Raw genomic sequence first — 19,317 nt, forward strand, 5'->3', positions numbered from 1 at the left:
TAGTCGTCGCGACACGATATCCCGCTCGCCGAAACTATACTATTGACATCGATCCTATAGTTTCCGCATGACCTTCCGCGTTCTCATCACCACGCCTTACCTGGAGTCAGGCGGCGAGGTGGACCGGCTGCTCACCGAAGCGGGGCTGACCACCGTTTTCGCCTCCGCCGCCCACCGCCGCGCCACCGGCCAGGCACTGACCGAGGCCGTGCGCGAGGCGGACGGCGTGGTGGCGGGCACGGACGCCTTCACCGCCGAGGTGATCGAGGCCGCGCCCCGGCTCAAGGTGTTCGGCCGCTGCGGGGCCGGCTACGACAACATCGACGTGGCCGCGGCGACCAGGCACGGCGTCGCCGTCACGCACACCCCCGGCGCGAACCGCCGCTCGGTCGCCGAGCACGTGCTCGCGCTGATGCTCAACTGCGCCCGGCACATCCCGCAGAACATCGCCGGGGTCCGCGCGGGCGACTGGGCACAGCGCAGCGGCCTCGAGCTCCAGGGTGCGACCCTCGGCCTGGTGGGGCTGGGCTCGATCGGCCAGACGGTGGCCCGGCTGGCGCTCGCGCTGGGCATGCGGGTGCTGGCCACCGATCCGTTCCCGGACCGCGACTTCCTGGCCGAGACCGGCGTGCCGGTGCTGCCGCTGCCCGAGCTGCTGGCCGGGTCCGACTTCGTCAGCCTGCACCTGTTCCTGGACGAGACCACCAGGGGCCTGATCGACGCGAAAGCGTTGCAGGCCATGAAATCCGGCGCGTTCCTGATCAACACCGCCCGCGGCGAGGTGGTCGACGAGGACGCCCTGGCCGACGCCCTGACCGAGGGCCACCTCGGCGGCGCGGCGCTGGACGTGCTGGCCCAGGAGCCGTTGCCCGCCGACAGCAGGCTGCGCGGCCTGGACAACGTGCTCATCACCGCGCACATCGGCGGCGCGACCACGCAGGCCCGCTCCCGCTCCAGCCTGCTGGCCGCCCGGCAGGTGCTCGACGTGCTGCACGGCCGCGCGCCCCAGCACCTGGTCAACCCCGAGTACGCGCGGGTGACCCGGTGATCGGCACCGCGCGGCTGGCCGCGAACCTCAAGTGGCTGTTCACCGAACTGCCCTTCGAGCAGCGGTTCGAGGCCGCGGCCGCCGCCGGGTTCACGGCTGTGGAGTACCCGGACCCGTATCCGTACCCGGTGGCCACGCTGCGCCGCTGGCTCGCTGACGCGGGCCTGACCCAGGTGCTGATCAACTCGCCGATGGGCGGGCCGGGTGAGGTGGGCACCGCCTGCCTGCCGGAGCGCAGGGCGGAGTTCCGCGCCGGACTGGCCCTCGGCTTGGGCTACGCGGTCGAGCTGGGCGCCTCGTTCCTGCACGTGCCAGCCGGAAAACGGCCCGCCCACCTCAGCCGCGACCGCGCTTTTGCCTGCTACGTGGCCAACATCGCGTGGGCGGCCCAGCAGTCCCGCGACTCCGGCGTGCGGATCGTGCTGGAAGCGCAGAACAAACGGGACGCGCCGGGCTTCCTGCTCGACGACCAGGCCCACGCCGCCGCCGCGGTGGAAGCGGTCGGCGCGGACCACGTCGGCCTGCTCTTCGACGTCTACCACGCCCACCAGGACGAACCGGACCTGCTGGCCGCGCTGACCGAGTTCCTGCCGCTGACCAGCCACGTGCAGATCGCCGACGTGCCCGGCCGCGGCGAACCCGGCACCGGCGACATCCCGTGGCCCGCGGTGTTCGAGGCGCTGCGCGCGCACGAGGGCTGGATCGGCTGCGAGTACCGCCCGCACAGCCCCGACGGCCTGGGCTGGACCAGACAGGAGACCCGATGACCAGGGTGGCCCTGATCAACGCGACCCCCGGCGCGATCGGCCCGGCCACGGCCGCGCTGGCCGAGCGGTTCCCGGCCGCCGAGCCGTGGACCCTGCTCGACGACAAGCTGCTGGCCGACGCGAGCGAGGGTCTCACCCCGGACCTGGCCGAGCGGATGCGGCGACTGATCGACTACGCGGTGCGCGGCGGCGCGGACGCGGTGCTGCTGACGTGCTCGCTCTACGGCGAGCTGGCCCGCGCCAGCGCCGCGCCGGTGCCCGTGCTCGCCCCGGACGACGCCGCCTTCGACGACCTGCTGGCCCGCGGCCCGCGCCGGGTGCTGGTGCTGGCCTCCGTGGCGGCCGCGCTGCGCGACTCGCTCACCCGGCTCCGCGCCCGCGCGCCGGGCACCCAGCTGGTGGGCCTGCACGTGCCGGAGGCGTTCACCGCGACCGGCGAGGAGCTGACCGAGCTCCTGCTGGCGGCCGGTGAACGCCATCTGTCCACTGTGGACGCTGTGCTGCTGGCCCAGTACACCCTCGCCCCGGCCACCTCACCGTTGGCCACCAGGACCGGCCTGCCGGTGTTCTCCGGCCCGCGCAGCGCGGCGGAGCGGCTGAAGGCGCTGGTGGGCCGATGATCGGGGTGATCGCCGACGACGTCACCGGAGCCACCGACGTGGCCGTCGCCTTGCGCCGCAACGGCTTGCGCACTCAGCTCTACTTCGGCGTGCCGGAGCCGGACCTGCCCGCGGATGAGGCCGTGGTGGTGGCGCTGACCAGCCGGATGGCCCCGGCGGCCACCGCGGTCGCGGACTCGCTGCGCGCCCTGGACTGGCTGCGCGCACGGCAGCTCCGGCAGGTCTACTTCAAGTACTGCTCCACCTTCGACTCCACCAGCGAAGGCAACATCGGCCCGGTACTGGCCGCCCTGGCCGCCGCACTGGACGCCGATCCCGTGGTGACCACGCCCAGCTCGCCCCGGCACGGCCGCACCCAGTACCGCGGCCACCTGTTCGTCGGCGACCAGCTGCTGGCCGACTCGCCGATGCGCGAGCACCCGGTGACCCCGATGCGCGAGTCGAACCTGGTCCACCTGCTGCACGCCCAGCTCCACCAACCGGTCGGCCTGCTCACCCACGACACCGTGCGCGCGGGCGAAACCGCTGTGCGAGAAGCGATCCAGCAGGCGACCACCCGCTACCTGCTCGCCGACGCGTCCACCGAGGAGGACCTGCTGGTGCTGGGCCGGGTCCTGGCGAACGCGCCACTGGTCGCCGGAGCGGCGGGCCTGGCAGGCGGCCTCGCCGCGGCCACCGGCAGTGGTCAGCCACCCGAGGACGACTTCCGCCCGAGCGGACCGGCGGCCGTGCTCTCCGGCAGCTGCTCGGCCCGCACCCTGGAACAGGTCGCGGAACTGCTCCGCCAGGGCAGGCCCGCGCACCGCCTCGACCCGGTCGCCATCCCCGATCCCGAGGCCCTCGCCGCCCGCGCGCTCGCCTGGTTCGACACCACCGGCGCGGACGGCCCGCTGATCTACTCCTCGATGAGCCCGGCCGAACTCCGCCAGGTCCAGGACATCTTGGGCGTGGCGGACTCGGCGCGAATCCTGGAGCGCGCCACCGGACTGATCGCGCTCGGCCTGGTCGAACGCGGCATCCGCAGGCTGGTCACCGCCGGCGGAGAGACCTCCGGCGCGGTGGTCGCCGCGCTGGGCGTGCGCGGCGGCGCGGTCGGCGCCGAGGCCGCACCCGGCGTGCCCTGGATCAAGCCCGTCGACCCCGCACATCCCTTGCTGCTGCTCAAATCCGGCAACTTCGGCGACCCCGAGCTGCTGGCCACCGCCTCGGGACCGGACTCATGACCCGGCAGCTGCGAGACCAGGTGGTGGCCACCGCCCGAACGTTGCACGCGCGCGGACTCACCCACGGCCGCACCGGAAACGTCTCGATCCGCGCGGGCGAGCACCTGCTCATCACCCCGACCGGCGCGTCCCTGGACTCGCTCACCCCCGAGCAGCTGTCCGAGATCGACGCAGACGGACGACATGTGAGCGGCCCGCCACCGTCCAAAGAGGCGTTCCTGCACGCGGCCGTGCTGCGGCAGCGACCACACGCGAATGCCGTGCTGCACACCCATTCCACCCACGCCGCCGCGGTGTCCTGCCTGGCCGGACTCGACCCCGCCAACGCCATCCCACCACTGACCGCCTACTTCACCATGCGCATCGGCAGGCTGCCGCTGCTGCCCTACCACGCACCCGGCGACCCGGCCCTCGCCCCACTCGTGGCCGAGGCCGCCCGCGAGCACCACGCCCTGCTGCTGGCCAACCACGGACCCGTGGTCTGCGGCCCCGACCCGGACACCGCGCTCGACGCCCTGGAAGAGCTCGAACACACCGCCGCGATCATGCTGCTCACCCGCGGCCTGCCCACTACCCTCGTCCCCAGCCGAACGGACCCGCCATGACCCAGCCACGCCTCACCCTGTTCAGCGCGCTCTCCGTGCGTACCGCGCTGGACGCGGTGCTGCCCGCCTTCACCGCCGCGCCGGTCGAGGTCAGCTACGACCCGACCACCGTGCTGGTCAACCGCATCACCGAGGGCGCGCGGCCGGAGGTGCTGATCGCGATCTCCGCGGCGTTCCCCGCACTGGCCGAGCTGGGTGCCATCGACCCGGCCTCCCCGCAAGCGCTGGCCCGCAGCGGCATCGGCATCGCCGTGCCAGCGGACGCCGACTTGCCCGATCTGTCCACAGTGGACGATCTGCGGGCCGCGCTCACCTCGGCCCGCTCGGTCGCCTACTCCCGCACCGGGGCCAGCGGCATCCACTTCGCGAACCTGATCGAGGAGCTGGGCATCGCGGAACAGGTCAACGCCCGCGCCACCGTGCTGCCCAAGGGATTCACCGCCGAAACCCTCCTGGATGGCCGCGCCGACCTCGCCGTGCAACAGCTCAGCGAACTGGCCTTCGTGCCGCAAGCCCGGATCGCCGGACCGCTGCCGGATGCAGTCCAGCAGTACAGCGAACTCTCCATCGCACTCGGAGTGGCGGCCAGCCCGCAGGCGCGCGAGCTGCTGGACTTCCTCACCGGCCCGGAGGCGGTCGCCGCCTTCGCCGAGGCCGGGCTGCTGCCCGCATGAACGCCGTGTACGCCCTGGTGGCCTTCATCGCCGCCATCGTGCTGTGGAACGCCGTGCTCAAGCGCAACATCGGCGAGGCGATGGTGGTCGGCTTCCTGGTCACCGCCGCGTTCGCCGGCCGGGACGCGCTGGCGGTCGGCTGGCAGGGCCTGGTGGACGGGCTCAAGTCCGAGATCACCTTCGCCGCGCTGGCCTTCGTCTTCGTCAGCGAGCTGCTCACCAGGACCGGCCTGGTGCAGCGCCTGGTGGACATCCTCAGCTCGGTGCTGGGCCGCCGCCGCGGCGGCTCGGCCTACGCCGCCACGGTGGCCTCCGGGCTGTTCGGGGCGGTCGCGCACAACGGCGCGGCGATCGTGGCCACCATCGGCTCCATCACCATCCCGTGGATGAAGCGCTCCGGAGCCAGCGGCGAAACGGCCGCCCTGGTCCTGTCCGGCAACGCGGGTGTCGGCGCGACCTTCCCGTTCAGCGGCGCGTTCTTCATCCTGCTGGCCGCGCCGACCGTGCTGCCCGTGCTGGGCACCGGCGGCATGGTCGCCACCATGTTCGTCACCGGCGCGTGGATGGTGGTGATGCGCCTGATCGTGGCCTACGCGATCGTGGCCAGGCGCGGGGTGGGCGCGATGAACCCGGCCGACGTGCACCCGTTCCGCCGCTCCTTCCGCGCGGGCTGGACCTCGCTGCTGGTGCTGGCCTCCATCGCGGTGCCGGTCCTGCTCACCGCGCCGCCCACCAGCGACCTGGTCTCCGCGCACGCCGGGGTCGCGGTGGCCAAGGAGGTGCCGCTGCTGGTCTGGCTGCCGGTGGTGCTGCTGCTGGCCGGACTCCTGGTCGAACGGCGGTCCCTGCCCTCGGGCCGGGCCCAGTGGTGGGAGCTGCTGGGCAGGGTCGGCCCGAAGCTCGGCCTGGTCGGCGTCACCATGATCGCCGCCTTCGCCGCCTCCAACGTGCTCAGCACCCTGGGCCTCGGCGCCCAGCTCACCCCGCTGCTGGCCGGGCTGACCGGGGTGTCGCCGCTGGTCGCGGCCATCGTGGTCGGCCTGGTGATCGTGGTCGTGGCCGGACCGCTCAACACCACCTCCACGGTGGCCGCGGTCGGCCCGGTCGCCTTCGCCGCGCTCACCGCGGCCGGTATCCCGCCGCACGTGGCCTTCGCCGCGATCCTGGTCTGGGCCTCCTCGGAAGGCTGTTCCCCGCCCGGCGCGGCACCGCTGTACGTGGCCGCGGGCATCGCCGAGATCAACCCGGTGCGCGTGTTCGTCCCGGTCGTCCTCTACTACCTGCTGCCCACCCTGCTCTTCGGCGTGCTGCTGGCCGTCGGCGTGCTGTGGCTGCCCAGCTGACCGCGAAGGAGAGTGCGCCCGTGCACCGCGTCCTGCTCACCGCCACCCGCCTGTGCCTGCTCGCGTTCCTGCTCGCCGGGGTGCTGGCCGTGGCAGGCCAGTCCCTCGGCCTGCTGATCGGTTCCGGCTCGCTGGTCAAGACCTTCGGCGGCCCGGTCACCGACCTCGCCTGCGTCACCGCGGCCATCGCCGGGGTGCTCGCCTTCCTGCTGCGCTACACCGCGGAGGGGAGGGCGAGCGCCACCGAGGAATGACCGGTCAGTTCGGCTTGGGAAAGGCCGCGCGCAGCCCGGCCCGGTTGACCAGGACCGCGGCCGGGATGAGCGCGAGCGCGCCCGCGATCTGCGTCGCGGCGAACCACACCGGCAGCGCGCCCGGGATGCTGTCCATGACGATGACCGCGATCGGCACCACCACGCAGATGATCCGCACCCGCACATACGCCCACCGGGCCCCGCGCGCGGCGCGCTCGGCCAGCCAGTAGGTCACCACGGCACTGGCCACCATGCCGCCCGCGCGACCCCACATGAACGCGCTCACCTCGCCGCCGACGACCGAAAGGACGATCACCACGGCGAGGACCGCGACACTGATCGCCCCGTAGACGGCGACGAGTTTCTTCACTGTGCTCATGTTTCCGCTCCCTGCGTTGTCCGATGTGGACTCGACGCTAGGCAGCGCGCGACCGGGCCGGTATGGGTCTGGACGCCCGGCGGAGTGGGTCTGGCCCCACTCCCGGACCGGCCCCGCACGGTGCACAGTGGACACCGAGCCGTTGAAGGGGGAAGGACCATGAGCAAGCTGGTGACCTGGCTGGCCAGCGCCGGCACGGGCTTCCTGCGGGCCTGCGCCGTGCTGGCGGTCGTCCTGCTGGTCCCGGCGCTGTGGGCGGCCGCGGTGGGGCTGTGGATCTGGTGGGGCGCGGGCCCGTGGTCCTGGCTCGCGCCGTTCGCCTGGGCCGGTATCGGCACCGTCGCGCTGTCCCGACCGGTGTGCAAGCTGACTCGTGGCCTCGTGACCAGGTGGACCGGCACCGTGATCCCCGGCGGGTACCGGCAGGCCGCGCCGGTGGTGCGGATGTCCACCGGGTACTGGTGGAACGGCTTCTCCTACGAGCGGACCAGCCGGGACGCCCGCCAGGACCAGCGGCTGCGGCTGTGGTGGAGCGATCCCGCCACCTGGCGTGACCTGCGGTTCACCGCGATCGCACCGGTCACCGTCGGCCTGCTCGCCGCGGTCCCACCGGCCGGGGTGGCGGTCGCGGTCCTCGGACTCCTCCAGCACTCGCCCGGCATCGGCCTGCTCGGCCTGCTGGTGGCCGTGACCACCGCCCCGTACGCCTGGCGACCCCTCGAACCGGTGGCCGTCCGGTTCCTGCGCGCCTCCTTCACCATGGCGCTGGCCGACCGGGTGGACGAGCTGACCGCCCAGCGCGCGGACGCCACGGTCACCCAGGCCGCCGAGATCCGCCGGATCGAACGCGACCTGCACGACGGCGCGCAGGCCCGCCTGGTCGCGCTCGGTCTCTCCCTGGCCACCGCGGAGAAGCTCATGGAGACCAACCCGGACCAGGCCAAGGCGCTGCTGCGGCAGGCACGCACCGGCGCGGCCACCTCGCTGACCGAGATCCGCGAGCTGGTGCGCGGCATCAGCCCGCCGGTGCTGACCGAACGGGGCCTGGCCGACGCCGTGCGCGCCCTCGCCCTGGACAGCCCGCTGGAGACCGAGGTCAGCGCCGAGGACCTGCCGCCCCTGGACCCGCCGATCGAGTCCGCGGTGTACTTCGGCATCGCCGAACTGCTCACCAACGCGGTCAAACACGCCCACGCCACCGAAGCCCGGATCGCGATCACCCGCCAGGACAACGCGATCGTGGTCGAGCTGGCGGACAACGGCCGGGGCGGCGCGCTCGCCCGGCCCGGCGGCGGACTCGACGGACTGCGCCGCCGACTCGCGGTCTTCGACGGCACCCTGGAGATCGACAGCCCGCCCGGCGGCCCGACCCGAGCGCGGATGATGGTGCCATGCGAATCCTGGTAGCCGAGGACCTCTACCTGCTGCGCGACGGCATGGTCCGCCTGCTCGAGGCGTTCGGGCACGAGGTGGTGGCCACCGCCGGTACTGGACCGGAGACCCTGGACGCGCTGCTGACCCACCGCCCGGAGGTCGCCATCGTCGACGTCCGGATGCCACCCACCCAGTCCGACGAAGGGTTGCGGGCCGCGCTGGCCGCCCGCAAGGAGATCCCCGGCCTGCCGGTGCTGATCCTGTCCCAGCACGTCGAACAGCTCTACGCCCGCGAACTGCTCGCCGACGGCGCCGGGGGAGTCGGCTACTTCCTCAAGGAGAACGTCTTCGACGCCGACCAGTTCATGGACGCCCTCACCCGCGTCGCCGGCGGCGGAACCGCGATCGACCCGGCCGTGATCGCCAAACTCCTGACCAGCGGCACGTCCAACCGGCGGCTGGCACGGCTCACCGAACGCGAGCACTCGGTGCTCGCCCTGATGGCCGAGGGACTGGCCAACCACACCATCGGCCAGCGGCTGTTCCTCAGCGAGAGTGCGATCAGCAAGTACACCACCTCGATCTTCGGCAAGCTCGGCATCACCGACGACAGCACCAACCGCCGGGTGCTGGCCGTCCTGACCTACCTCAACAAGGCTTAGGCCGGGTCTTCACCGAAGGCGTGAGCCAATTAGACCAGTCGAGTCTTCACCGGCCGCGCCAGCTCACCGAAGGCCACCGAAACGGCCGATCATCGGCATCCGCCAAACCATCAGGTGCTGATGCAATACACCCGGTGAAACAGGCGACTCACTGGTAACGTCGAAATGGGCAAGCGGTCGTCGAACCCCCATTGGCCCACATTCATGACCTGGGAGCAGGGAATTTCCGTCCATGCAGCTAGGAGCTTTTACGTGCCATTGGACCTCGTTGTCATCGGGCTGGGTTATGTCGGACTGCCGCTGGCCAGGCTGGCCGGCGCGACCGGTTTGGCGGTGGCCGGTTACGACCTGTCCCCCTCGGTGGTGGCCCAGCTCAACCAGGGTCGCCCCACCACCCCTGATGTGGCGCCCGCGGAGGTCTCGGCCCTGCTCGCGACCGGTTTCCAGGCCACCACCGACCCGGCGGTGATCGCCGCCGCGGACACCGTGGTGATCTGCGTGCCCACCGGCCTGACCAGCGATGGAAGCCCGGACCCCGGCCCGCTGCGGGCCGCGGCGGAGACGGTGGCGGCCCGGCTGCGGCCCGGCATGCTGGTGGTGCTGGAGTCCACCAGCTACCCGGGCACCACAGATGAGGTGCTCCGGCCGATCCTGGAGCGCGGCTCCGGCCTGCGCGCCGGCGAGGACTTCCACCTCGGGTTCTCCCCGGAGCGCATCGACCCCGGCAACCGCAGGTACGGGCTGCGGAACACGCCCAAGGTGGTCAGCGGCCACACCCCGTTGTGCGCCAAGCACGTGGCGGCCTTCTACCAGGACCTGGTGGACACCGTGGTGATCGCCAGCGGCACCCGCGAGGCGGAGATGGCCAAGCTGCTGGAGAACACCTTCCGGCTGGTGAACATCGCGCTGGTCAACGAGGTCGCGGTGTTCTGCCGCCAGGCCGGCATCGACGTCTGGGACGTGCTGCACTGCGCGGCCAGCAAGCCCTACGGCTTCGCCGCGTTCACCCCCGGTCCCGGCGTCGGCGGGCACTGCATCCCGGTGGACCCGCGCTACCTGCTCAGCAAGGCCGAGTCGACCGGCTTCGAGTTCTCGCTGGTCAACGCGGCCTTCCAGGCCAACGAGCGCATGCCGGACTACGTCGCGGAACGGGCCGCGGACCTGCTGGCCGACTCGGGCGGGCTGGCCGGCGCGGAGGTGCTGCTGCTCGGGGTGACCTACAAGCCCGATGTGCCCGACCTGCGCGGCTCGCCCGCCTTCGCGGTGGTCGAGGCGCTGCGGCGGCGCGGCGCGGACCTGAGCTACCACGACCCGCACACCAGCCGGTTTGTCGTCGCCGACGTCCCGGTGCCCAGGGAACTGGACCTGGCGGCGGCGCTGGGCAGGGCCGAGCTGACCATCCTGCTGCAGGACCACCGCTGCTACCAGCCGAGCAGGCTGGCCCGCGCCGCGCGGCTGCTGTTCGACACCCGTGGCACGGTGCCGGGAGGGAGTGTGGCCCACCTCTGACCGACCGTCTGTGACATTTTCCGCATTCAGCTGACTTTTCACGCAGCCTGGTGGGCCGAGTGCCCTTTCTGATTCGGCTGGCTTAGGTTCGAGTCACCGGCAAGCCTCCGCCTACTTGCTGTCGCCATTGTTCACCCCTTTTTCGCGAGGAGTCCAACTTCCATGACGACCGCCGTGAAGAACGAGCGCCAGATCCAGCGTTTCAAGAAGTGGGATGTCAACGGGAACGGCCGCATTGAGCGTTCCGACTACGAGGCGGAGGCGATGCGCATCATCAAGGCCTTCGGCGAGAGCCCGGAGTCACCGCGCGGGCGGGCGGTGCGGGATGCCTTCATCGGCATGTTCGAGTACCAGGCCAGCGAGGCCGGAGTGGGCCCGAACGGGGCGCTGACCCAGGACCAGTTCCTGGCCGTGAACGAGAAGCTGATGTTCAAGGACGGTGACGTCGGCTTCAGCAGGCTGCTGCGCCCGACCATCCGGGCCATCGTCGACCTGTGCGACACCGACGGCGACGGTGAGGTCAACCCGGCCGAGTTCAAGACGTGGCTCAAGGCGATCGGGGTCAGCGGGGCGGACGCGGACTCGGCGTTCCAGGCCATCGACACCAGCGGCAACGGCTCGCTGTCGGTGGACGAGCTGGTGAACGCGGTCCGCGACTTCCACTACGGCACCCTCGACGTGCCGCTGCTGGGTCGCTGACCCGGCACGGCCGGACGCCCCCGGAAGCCTGGCTCCGGGGGCGTCGCCCTGTGCTCAGTCGTAGCTGAACCGGACCGCCTGCTCAGGCCGCAGGTCCAGGTCGGCGCCGCTGACCGGGACCGGCGCGGTGATGAGGATGTTGTAGTGGTTGGGGAAGTGGCAGGCGTCGAAGCCGAGCACGGTGCCCACGTGGTGGCCGCCGATCCACACCTGGTCGCCGCGGTCGATCACCCCGGCGTCGGTGATCTCGGCGAAGCCCAGGAACCCGACCCGGTCGATCCGGCTGCCCGGGGCGGTCTCCCGGTGGTCGGTGGTGACCAGCTCGTGCACCTCGCCGCGCCGCACGCACCGGCTGGCGTGCTCCTCCAGCCGCATCCCGCGCTCGGTGCGCCGGTGCAGCAGCACCTTCACCAGCACTCCGCCGATGACCCGCTTGGGCCCGTTCTCCTCCATCAGCTCTCCCGTCCACTCGGCAGGGCCAGTTCCGCCTGGTAGGCGGCGTCCACCAGGGCCAGCGCGGCGAGCCCGTCGGCTGGGTCGCCGCCGGTGCGCACGAGGCCGGCGAACTCGCGCACCACGCCGAGGTACTCGTGCCACAGCGAGCCCTTGAACTCCGAGTGCCCGGCGAGCAGGTCCGCGTGCCGCACCTGCCCATCGGCGAGGGTGACCGAGACGTCCTTGACCTCGCCGGGGTAGGACCAGTCCAGCTCCACCTCGGCCGGGACGCCGCTCGCCGAGCGCAGGCGCAGCAGGGCCTGCCGGTCCACGCCGGTCTCGTCCCGCCGGATGTCGGCGGCGGTCAGCTGGACCGGGCCGAGGAACTGGCGGACCAGGTCGAAGGCGTTGGGGCCGTTGTCGGCCACGCACCCGCCGCCGCAGCGCTCAGGATCGAGGTACCAGCGGTCCCGGCCGACGTGGTCCTCGATGCGTTCCAGGTAGCGCACCCGCAGCGCGACCACCGGGGGCAGTGCGGGCAGGCGGTCCAGCAGGGCCCGCGCGGCGGCGTTGTGCCTGCGGTGGAAGGCGGTGTAGAGCGGCAGTCCGGCGGCGCGGGCCTGCTCGGCCAGCGCGCGCCCGTCGGCCAGGGTGGTGGCCAGCGGTTTCTCCACGCAGACCGGCAGTCCGGCGGCGAGGGCGTCCCGGCAGACCGGGACGTGCGCGTCGTTGGGCACGGTGACCACCACCGCGTCCAGGCCGGGCCGGTCGATCAGGTCGAGGTGGCTGGTGTGGCAGGAGACCCGGCCGCGGTGCGGGGCAAGGGTTTCCGGGTCGTGGTCGCACACCGCGGCCAGCTCCACCCCGTCCACCTCAGCCAGCGCGGCCAGGTAGAACCGGGAGATCACGCCGAGTCCGATGACGCCGATCCTCATGCCAGCCGCCCGATGCCCAGTTCGGCGGCGACCTCGTCGAGCTCGGCGTGCAGCGCGGCGGAGACCGGCACGCCCTCGCGCAGGTAGCCCGCGGCGCGTTCGCCTTCGTGCCAGCCGGGATAGCGCACGCCGTCCTCCGTTGTGGACGGACAGTTCAGCAGCGCGCCGAAGAGCTCACCGGCCTGCCGCTGGAAGGACCTGTCGGGCCGCAGCGCGGCGGGGGAGATGGCGATCGCGGCGAAACCGATGTCGTCGTCCCGGCCGCGGTCGCCTCCGGCGGCGGCCCGGCTGGGACCGGTGCCCGCGCCGGAGAGCAGCGCGCCCAGCACCTCGACCGCGAGCCCGAGCCCGAAGCCCTTGAACGCGCCGGTTTCCGGGTCGCCGCCGAGCCAGCGCAGCCGCGCCTCGCCCCGGTCGAAGGCGGCCGGGTCGGTCACCGGTTGACCGTCCACATCGGACAGCCAACCGGGCGGGATCGGCTCCCCGGCGCGGGCGGCGGCCCTGATGCGCCCGGTGGGCACCACGGTGGTGCTCATGTCGAGCACGAACGGGTGGCCCGAGCCCGCGGGGGCGGCCACGCTGAGCGGGTTGGTGCCGAGCATGGGCACCGCGCCGCCCGGTGGGTGCGCGATGCGCTGGCGGCCGCAGTTCCCGGCGAGCAGGCCGATCATGCCGTGCCGGGCGGCCAGCGCGGTGTGGTGGCCCGCGCAGCCGAAGTGGGTGGCGCCGCGCACCGACACCAGGCCGATGCCGTGCACGCGGGCCCGGTTGACCGCCTCGGTCATCGCCTCGCTCGCCTGCCAGAGGCCGAGCGCGCGGCGGGCGTCGACCAGCGCGGCCGCGCCGAGGTCGGTGAGCACCACGGGTTCGGCGGCCGGGTCGGCCCGGTTCTCCCGCAGCAGCGGCAGGTAGAGGCGGCTGAGGTTGGCCAGGCCGTGCGAGGACATGCCGGTGAGGTCGCCGTGGCAGAGCGCGGCGGCCGAGGCGCGGGCCCGGCCCGGTGGCAGGCCGAGGGCGCGGAACACCTCGGTGGTCCAGTCAAGGATGTCCATTGTGGACACTCGGGTGGCCAGGCCGTTGACGGTCATGGGGCTCCGATCTGGTGGTCGAAGGCGAGCAGCAGGCCGCACACGGTGGCGGCGAAGGCCTCCAGGTCGGCCAGGTCGGCGAACTCGCCGGTGGCGTGCGCGTTGTTGCCGTCCAGGGTGCCGGGGCCGAGCACCACGGTGGCGGTGTCCGGGACCCCGGCCAGCCAGATCGCGTCGCAGGTGAACGCGGGGCGATCCTCGGGCCAGCGCGGGATGCCCAGTCCGGTCAACAGGTTCTCCGCCCACGGGTCGGCGCCGGTGAGCGCGGGCAGGCCGCGTTTGTGCCAGTCCAGGCTGGTGATGGCCGCGGCGTCGGCGGCGGTGCGGGCGAACTGGCGGCTGCCGGCGAAGCGGCGGCGGAAGGCGATGAGTCCTTCGTGGACGGCCGAGGTGACCTCCTGCGCCAGCCTGGTGGCCGAGGCCGTTTCGGCGTAGGAGAGGTTGAGCAGCAGGCTGCCGGAGCCGTAGACCCGGTTGTGCAGCCGCCCGGTGTGCAGCCCGGCCACGCACACCTCGCCGTCGGTGTGCCGGGAGTCCAGTGCCCCGGCCAGGTGCTGGGCCAGGAAGCCGAGCAGCACGGTGGCGTTGTGCCCGGCGTAGGGGGTGTCGTCGATGGCGTCCTGGCCGTCCACCCGCACGCAGGCGGTCATCGCGGCGGTGGCGCGGGGCAGGTAGTGGCCGCCGGTGGGCTCGCAGAAGACGTTGAGCCGTCCCACATGTCCGGCTTCCACCAGTGGCCGGGTGCCGATGGTGCCGAGCGCGCCGCCCTCCTCGCCGGAGACCGCCTGCACCAGCACGCCGATGTCCGGGCGCAGTTGTGGCGCGGCGGCGCGGATTCCGGCCAGCAGCGCGACCGCGGGTCCCTTGGCGTCGATCGCGCCGCGGCCGGTGAAGCGGTGGCCGTCGAAGCCCACCGGTTCGGCCCCGGCCACGGTGTCCAGGTGCACGTTGAACATCACCGTCCTGGCCCTGGGCAGTTGTGGGCCCAGCCGCAGGACCAGGTTCGGTTGGCAGGCCAGGAAGTCCGGGTCGGCCGCGGCGGCGCGGACCGCGCTGGGCACCTCCGGTCCGCGCGCGGCCGAGGGGTCGGCCGGGGCGTGGTGCACGGTGTCCATGCCGAACTCGGCGGCCGCCGCCGCGTAGGCCCGCTGCGCCTCCCACAACCGGGGCGGGGTGACGTCGAGCTCCAAGGGCCCCGCGGTGGGCAGTTCCAGCAGGTCCAGCAGGAGCCGGTGGTCAGCCGGTCGCAACACGGCGACTCATCTCCTGGCTCAGCAAGGCTTCCAGGGCCAGTCCGGCCTGGTGGTAGGACTCGGCCGCCTCGCCGCTGTGCTGGAGGCCCTCGTGCGGTCGCAGTGCCAGGTGGGGTTCCAGGGACAACGCGCCGGTGTAGCCCTGGTCGAGCAGCAGCCGCAGGCAGTCGGCGACCCTGGCCTGGCCCGCGCCCGGCACGGTGTAGACCGGCCCGGCCACCGCGTCCTTGACGTGCACGTGCGCCACGTGCCCGGCGATCCGGGTGAGCAGGTCGTAGGCCTCGTACCCGGCGGAGATGCCGTTTCCGGTGTCGAACAACAGTTTCAGCGCGGGGGAGCCCACTTCCTCCAGCAGTCGCAGCGTGTTCGCCGCGCTGGCGCCCGCCCAGCCGGAGCAGTTCTCGTGCAGCAGCGTGATCCCGGCGGCCCCGGCCAGCTCGGCCAGCGCGGCGATCCGGTCGATCACCCGGCGCGCCCACTCGGCCTCGGGCAGGCCGTCGTTGGGGTAGGACATGATCCGCACGTACCGGCAGCGCAGCCGGTGGCAGTGCTCGATGAGCCGGTCCAGCTCGGCCAGGTCGGCGGCCAGCGGGGTGCTGATCGGGCGGGACCAGTTGCCGATGCGCGAGGCCAGGCACACCACCTCCGTCCCGGCCAGCTCCAGCTGATCCGGGCGCAGGTCGGCCAGCCACACGCCGTCCACGGTGCGCAGCTCGATCGCCGACCAGCCCAGCCGCCGGACCGCGGCCAGCTGACCGGCCAGGTCCGGCGCGGCCTCGTCGCCGATTCCGGTGCGGCGCAACGGTTCAGCCGACACGGAGCGGCGACTCGGCGGTGCGGGCGGGCGGGACCAGCGCGGGCTCTGGCTCGGCGTAGCCGGCGTGCGCCTTGGCCTCGGCGAGCAGGCGCACCACCTCGCACTGCAGCACCAGCGAGGTGGTCGAGGGCGCCTGTCGCTGGTAGCGGCGATAGGTGTGCAGCAGGAAGGTGGTCAACGAGTCGTCGGGGAAGCTCAGGTTGGTCGTCCGCTCCGGGGTGCGCACGGCCAGCTGGGCGTAGTGGTCGTCCGCGCTCACCGGGTAGTGCCCGACCGCCTCGCCGCCGTCGAAGGTCAGCGTGATCCGGCGTTCCCGCACCGGGGAGACCAGCGAGGAGGTGATGTCGGTGCGCACCCCGTTGCCGTGCCGCAGGGTGAGCCGGGCTCCGCCGAGACCGGGCCGGGTGCCCGCCTCGCTGGTCAGGTCGAACGCGTTGGCCTCCACCAGTTCCGCCCGCCCTGCCAGGCGCAGTGCGACCCCGACCGAGTGCGGCAGCTCCACGTCGAAGGCGGTGGGGTGCCCGCTGGAGAGCAGTGAGCGGCGGAACCGGGACTTGTGCTGGGCCATGCTGATCCGGCGCAGCGCGCCGAGCGCGCCGCCGCGCACCAGGTCCTCCAGGCGCTGGGTGAGCGCGCTGGACTGCCACTGCGCGACCACCACCAGATCCAGCCAGCGGCGTTGCCGGAGCTCGGAAAGGCGTGCCAGGTCGGCGAGGCTGATGGCCAGCGGCTTCTCCACGACGATCTTGCGGAAGCCGTGGTCGGCGAGTTCGGCGAGCACGGCAGGCCGGGTGGTCGGCGGGGTGCACAGGTGCACCACAGTGCGGATCGGCTCCAGCTGGGCGGCGGCCTCGGCGATGCTGCTGGTGAGCACCACCCCGGCCGGTGCGGTCTCCGGTGCGGAGGTGTCGCAGGCGAGCACCGGTCCAGGGTCGAACAGTCGTGGATGGGCGCCGGACTCGCGGGCCCGCAGCAGGATCGGCAGGTGCAGCTCCGCACCGGCCCGGCCCAGCCCCACGACAAACGTCTGCAACATGTTCTACCCGTTCACCCCGAAACGGCGGGTCCGAGTTCCGGACCCCGGACAGCGCGAAGTCAGTCAGCCGACATCGTTTGCCGGCTGACAATTTCCGGTGCGGTTAGCTCTTCGCACATTCACGCTCCGGCGAACGGCTGTCAAGGCGGGAAATGTATCCGGTACCAGAAGAGGTGAACCTGTCTCCGAAAGTGCGCTGGGCCCTCGACAAGCCAGGCGTGATTCCTACGCTCGGTCGTGAGCATGAACACTGAGAGTAGCCGGAGGTGGCCGCCCTGAGCAGCCCTGCGCACACCGCTGTTCCGTTTTCCGGGACGGTCCCGTTCTTCTCCCAGTCCGCCTCGTTCCAGCAGCTCTGGCCGCTGATCAGCAGTGGCGTCGAGCAGGTTGTCGCGCACGGCAAGTATTCGCACGGCAGGCAGGTCGCGGAACTGGAACAAGCTCTGTGCGCCTACACCGGCGCCCGGTTCGCACTCGGGGTGAACAGCGGCACGGACGCGCTGGTGCTGTTGCTGCGCGCGGCCGGGCTGGCGCCGGGGGAGGAGGTGCTGGTGCCCGCCTACACCTTCATCGCCTCGGCCTCGGCGGTGGTGCTGGCCGGGGGCAGGCCGGTGTTCGTCGACGTCGAACCGGAGACCTACGCGATGGACCCGGCCGCGCTGGCCGCCGCGATCACGCCCCGGTCCCGGTTCGTCATGCCGGTGCACCTGTTCTGCCAGCTGGCCGACCTGGACGGCATCGGCGCGGTGGCCCGGCGAGCCGGGCTGACCGTGGTCGAGGACAGCGCGGAGGCGATCGGGATGCGCTGGGGCGGCAGGCATGCCGGGCTGCTCGGCGCGGGCGGGGTGCTCTCCTTCTTCCCCACCAAGACCCTGGGCGCGCTGGGTGACGCGGGCGCGGTGCTGACCGACGATCCGGGCATCGCCGAGCGGGTGGCCGCGCTGCGCCACCACGGGCGGGGCGGCCGGACCCTGGACCACTTCCCCGGGATCAGCAACGAGACCGGGCTGTCCGGGATGAACAGCAAGATGGACGACCTGCAGGCCGCGGTGCTGCTGGCCAAGCTCACCCGGCTGGACGCCGACATCGCCCGGCGCGGTGAGCTGGCGGCCCGGTATTCGGCCCGGTTGTCCCGGATTCTCGGGATTACGAGACTACCGACGGTAATAACCAGAAATACTGACACCGTCGGGGCATATTACGTATACCTGATCGAGGGAGAGGACCGGGACGGCCTGGCCCGGCACCTCGCCGCGCGCGGGATCGAAACCGAGACCTACTACCCCACGCCGCTGCCGTTCCAGCCCTGTTTCGCGCATTTGGGACACCGCCGAGGGGACTTCCCGGTCGCCGAGGCGGCCGCCGAGCGGGCACTGGCGCTGCCGCTGTACCCGGACCTGACCTTCGCGCAGCTGGACCGGGTGTGCGCGGCGGTCGAGGAGTTCTACACCGGGGGCGCGCGATGATCCCGTTCTTCCCCGACGACCTGTTCGACGCCGACCGCTCGGTGCTGCTGGACCTGCTGCACCAGCTGGGCACCTCGCCCGCGCAGCGGTTCATCCTGGGCGAGCACACCGCGCGGTTCGAGGCGGCGCTGGGCGAGCAGCTCGGCGGCGCGGAGGTCATCACGTGTGGCAGCGGCACCTCCGCGCTGACGTTGTTGCTGCACGCCATGGGGGTCGGCCCCGGCGACGAGGTGGTGGTGCCCGCGTTCGGTTGCGCCCCACTGGCGTCGACCGTGGTCAACCTGGGCGCGCGGCCGGTGTTCGCCGACATCGACCCGGTGGCCATGACCATGGACCCGGACCGGGCCGAGGCGCTGATCTCCCCGCGCACCAAGGTGGTGCTGCCCGCGCACATGTTCTCGGTGATGGCCGACATGCCGCGCTTCACCGAACTGGCCGCGCGGCACGGGGTCCGGCTGCTGGAGGACTCCGCGGTGGCCCAGGGCGGGGTGCTCGACGGGCGTCCGGCCGGGCTGTGGGGCGAGGCGGGGGTGTACTCCTTCGTGCAAGTCAAGACCTTCGGCACGGTCGGCGAGGGTGGCGCGGTGGTCACCGGCGACCCTGAGCTGGGCCGGGCGGTGCGGATGCTGCGCAACCACGGACAGGACGGCCGCACCCGGTTCCAGCACCACCGGATCGGCTACAACAGCCGCTTCGACGAGCTGCTCGCGCTGTTCCAGCTGCACCGCCTGCCCGGCCTGCCCGGCAGGCTGGCCCGTCGCGCGGAGATCGCCGAGTACTACAACGCCCGGTTCGAACCCCTTGCCGCCCAAGGCATCCAGCCGCCACCAGGGGGGACCAACGGGCGCTGCCACTACGTGTACTGCCTGCGCGCCCGGCACCGCGAACAACTCCGCGCGCACCTGACCGAACAGGGGGTCGGCACGCACGTCTACTACCCGAGCCCGCTGCCGCGCCAGCCCGCCTTCGCCACCGACGGTTCCTGGCCGCAGGCCGAGCGCGCCTGCCGGGAGATCCTGGCCCTGCCGATCTACCCGCACCTCACCGACGCCCAGGTGGAGCACATCGCCGAGGCCGTGTGCGCGTTCGCCGGCACCCCGGCGGGGGCGGGCACCCGATGAAGGAGACCG

21 protein-coding genes are annotated in these 19,317 nt (G+C 72.5%); 14 read left to right on the forward strand and 7 right to left on the reverse strand.

All coding sequences use genetic code 11. The annotated features are described in order from the left end of the window. Positions 1-67 precede the first annotated feature (67 nt). From N8J89_RS17765 to N8J89_RS17800, 8 genes are read left to right on the forward strand one after another with little or no spacing between them, the layout of a single operon-like run. The gene (locus N8J89_RS17765; protein ID WP_283665470.1) at positions 68-1,048 is read left to right on the forward strand and encodes a phosphoglycerate dehydrogenase; all 981 of its coding nucleotides are present in this window, start codon (positions 68-70) and stop codon (positions 1,046-1,048) included. Next, entirely contained in the window at positions 1,045-1,815 is a 771-nt protein-coding gene (locus N8J89_RS17770; protein ID WP_283665471.1) for a hydroxypyruvate isomerase family protein, read from the forward strand. Before N8J89_RS17765 ends, N8J89_RS17770 begins: the two co-directional genes overlap by 4 nt. Further along, the gene (locus N8J89_RS17775) at positions 1,812-2,435 is read left to right on the forward strand and encodes an aspartate/glutamate racemase family protein (RefSeq protein WP_283665472.1); all 624 of its coding nucleotides are present in this window, start codon (positions 1,812-1,814) and stop codon (positions 2,433-2,435) included. The genes N8J89_RS17770 and N8J89_RS17775 overlap by 4 nt, the downstream gene beginning before the upstream one ends. Further along, positions 2,432-3,658, forward strand: coding sequence for a 3-oxo-tetronate kinase (gene otnK, locus N8J89_RS17780; RefSeq protein ID WP_283665473.1), 1,227 nt, complete (start codon positions 2,432-2,434; stop codon positions 3,656-3,658). Before N8J89_RS17775 ends, otnK begins: the two co-directional genes overlap by 4 nt. Beyond that, positions 3,655-4,263, forward strand: a complete 609-nt coding sequence (locus tag N8J89_RS17785) for a class II aldolase/adducin family protein (RefSeq protein ID WP_283665474.1) — start codon at positions 3,655-3,657, stop codon at positions 4,261-4,263. The genes otnK and N8J89_RS17785 overlap by 4 nt, the downstream gene beginning before the upstream one ends. Beyond that, positions 4,260-4,937 carry a molybdate ABC transporter substrate-binding protein gene (locus tag N8J89_RS17790; protein WP_283665475.1) on the forward strand — a complete coding sequence of 226 codons (678 nt, stop codon included), beginning with the start codon at positions 4,260-4,262 and terminating at the stop codon, positions 4,935-4,937. The genes N8J89_RS17785 and N8J89_RS17790 overlap by 4 nt, the downstream gene beginning before the upstream one ends. After that, positions 4,934-6,280 carry a TRAP transporter large permease subunit gene (locus N8J89_RS17795; RefSeq protein ID WP_283665476.1) on the forward strand — a complete coding sequence of 449 codons (1,347 nt, stop codon included), beginning with the start codon at positions 4,934-4,936 and terminating at the stop codon, positions 6,278-6,280. The genes N8J89_RS17790 and N8J89_RS17795 overlap by 4 nt, the downstream gene beginning before the upstream one ends. A 20-nt stretch (positions 6,281-6,300) precedes the next feature. Continuing rightward, positions 6,301-6,534 (forward strand): hypothetical protein, encoded by a 234-nt coding sequence (locus N8J89_RS17800; RefSeq protein WP_283665477.1) that lies wholly within the window; start codon positions 6,301-6,303, stop codon positions 6,532-6,534. Between the two features lie 4 nt (positions 6,535-6,538). Here N8J89_RS17800 and N8J89_RS17805 read toward each other — a convergent pair whose 3' ends face one another. After that, entirely contained in the window at positions 6,539-6,913 is a 375-nt protein-coding gene (locus N8J89_RS17805; protein ID WP_283665478.1) for a hypothetical protein, read from the reverse strand. Positions 6,914-7,072: 159 nt separating this feature from the next. On the opposite strand from N8J89_RS17805, the gene N8J89_RS17810 reads away from it, so the two are divergent. From N8J89_RS17810 to N8J89_RS17825, 4 genes are all read left to right on the forward strand, one after another. Next, the gene (locus N8J89_RS17810) at positions 7,073-8,320 is read left to right on the forward strand and encodes a sensor histidine kinase (RefSeq protein ID WP_283665479.1); all 1,248 of its coding nucleotides are present in this window, start codon (positions 7,073-7,075) and stop codon (positions 8,318-8,320) included. Further along, positions 8,305-8,949, forward strand: a complete 645-nt coding sequence (locus N8J89_RS17815; protein ID WP_283665480.1) for a response regulator transcription factor — start codon at positions 8,305-8,307, stop codon at positions 8,947-8,949. The genes N8J89_RS17810 and N8J89_RS17815 overlap by 16 nt, the downstream gene beginning before the upstream one ends. Before the next feature lie 252 nt (positions 8,950-9,201). Next, positions 9,202-10,458 carry a nucleotide sugar dehydrogenase gene (locus N8J89_RS17820; protein ID WP_283665481.1) on the forward strand — a complete coding sequence of 419 codons (1,257 nt, stop codon included), beginning with the start codon at positions 9,202-9,204 and terminating at the stop codon, positions 10,456-10,458. A gap of 162 nt (positions 10,459-10,620) precedes the next feature. Further along, positions 10,621-11,157, forward strand: a complete 537-nt coding sequence (locus N8J89_RS17825) for an EF-hand domain-containing protein (RefSeq protein WP_283665482.1) — start codon at positions 10,621-10,623, stop codon at positions 11,155-11,157. Positions 11,158-11,211: 54 nt separating this feature from the next. On the opposite strand, the gene N8J89_RS17830 is transcribed toward N8J89_RS17825, so the two are convergent. Genes N8J89_RS17830 through N8J89_RS17855 form a run of 6 tightly spaced genes read right to left on the reverse strand, consistent with a single transcriptional unit; the run spans position 11,212 to position 16,721 of the window. Continuing rightward, positions 11,212-11,610, reverse strand: coding sequence for a DUF6917 domain-containing protein (locus tag N8J89_RS17830; protein WP_283665483.1), 399 nt, complete (start codon positions 11,608-11,610; stop codon positions 11,212-11,214). Beyond that, positions 11,610-12,527, reverse strand: coding sequence for a Gfo/Idh/MocA family protein (locus tag N8J89_RS17835; protein WP_283665484.1), 918 nt, complete (start codon positions 12,525-12,527; stop codon positions 11,610-11,612). Before N8J89_RS17835 ends, N8J89_RS17830 begins: the two co-directional genes overlap by 1 nt. Further along, complete coding sequence (locus N8J89_RS17840) at positions 12,524-13,615, reverse strand: Ldh family oxidoreductase (protein ID WP_283665485.1); 1,092 nt, start codon at positions 13,613-13,615, stop codon at positions 12,524-12,526. The genes N8J89_RS17835 and N8J89_RS17840 overlap by 4 nt, the downstream gene beginning before the upstream one ends. Next, positions 13,612-14,868 carry a M20/M25/M40 family metallo-hydrolase gene (locus N8J89_RS17845; RefSeq protein WP_283665486.1) on the reverse strand — a complete coding sequence of 419 codons (1,257 nt, stop codon included), beginning with the start codon at positions 14,866-14,868 and terminating at the stop codon, positions 13,612-13,614. Before N8J89_RS17845 ends, N8J89_RS17840 begins: the two co-directional genes overlap by 4 nt. Next, the gene (locus tag N8J89_RS17850) at positions 14,852-15,670 is read right to left on the reverse strand and encodes a sugar phosphate isomerase/epimerase family protein (RefSeq protein ID WP_283665487.1); all 819 of its coding nucleotides are present in this window, start codon (positions 15,668-15,670) and stop codon (positions 14,852-14,854) included. The genes N8J89_RS17845 and N8J89_RS17850 overlap by 17 nt, the downstream gene beginning before the upstream one ends. A gap of 4 nt (positions 15,671-15,674) precedes the next feature. Further along, on the reverse strand, positions 15,675-16,721 hold the full coding sequence (locus N8J89_RS17855; protein ID WP_283665488.1) for a Gfo/Idh/MocA family protein: 1,047 nt from the start codon (positions 16,719-16,721) through the stop codon (positions 15,675-15,677). A gap of 266 nt (positions 16,722-16,987) precedes the next feature. On the opposite strand from N8J89_RS17855, the gene N8J89_RS17860 reads away from it, so the two are divergent. Beyond that, complete coding sequence (locus N8J89_RS17860) at positions 16,988-18,187, forward strand: DegT/DnrJ/EryC1/StrS family aminotransferase (protein WP_283665489.1); 1,200 nt, start codon at positions 16,988-16,990, stop codon at positions 18,185-18,187. After that, positions 18,184-19,308, forward strand: a complete 1,125-nt coding sequence (locus tag N8J89_RS17865; RefSeq protein WP_283665490.1) for a DegT/DnrJ/EryC1/StrS family aminotransferase — start codon at positions 18,184-18,186, stop codon at positions 19,306-19,308. Before N8J89_RS17860 ends, N8J89_RS17865 begins: the two co-directional genes overlap by 4 nt. Positions 19,309-19,317: the final 9 nt, after the last annotated feature.

Source organism: Crossiella sp. CA-258035 (genome assembly GCF_030064675.1).
GTDB lineage: Bacteria > Actinomycetota > Actinomycetes > Mycobacteriales > Pseudonocardiaceae > Crossiella.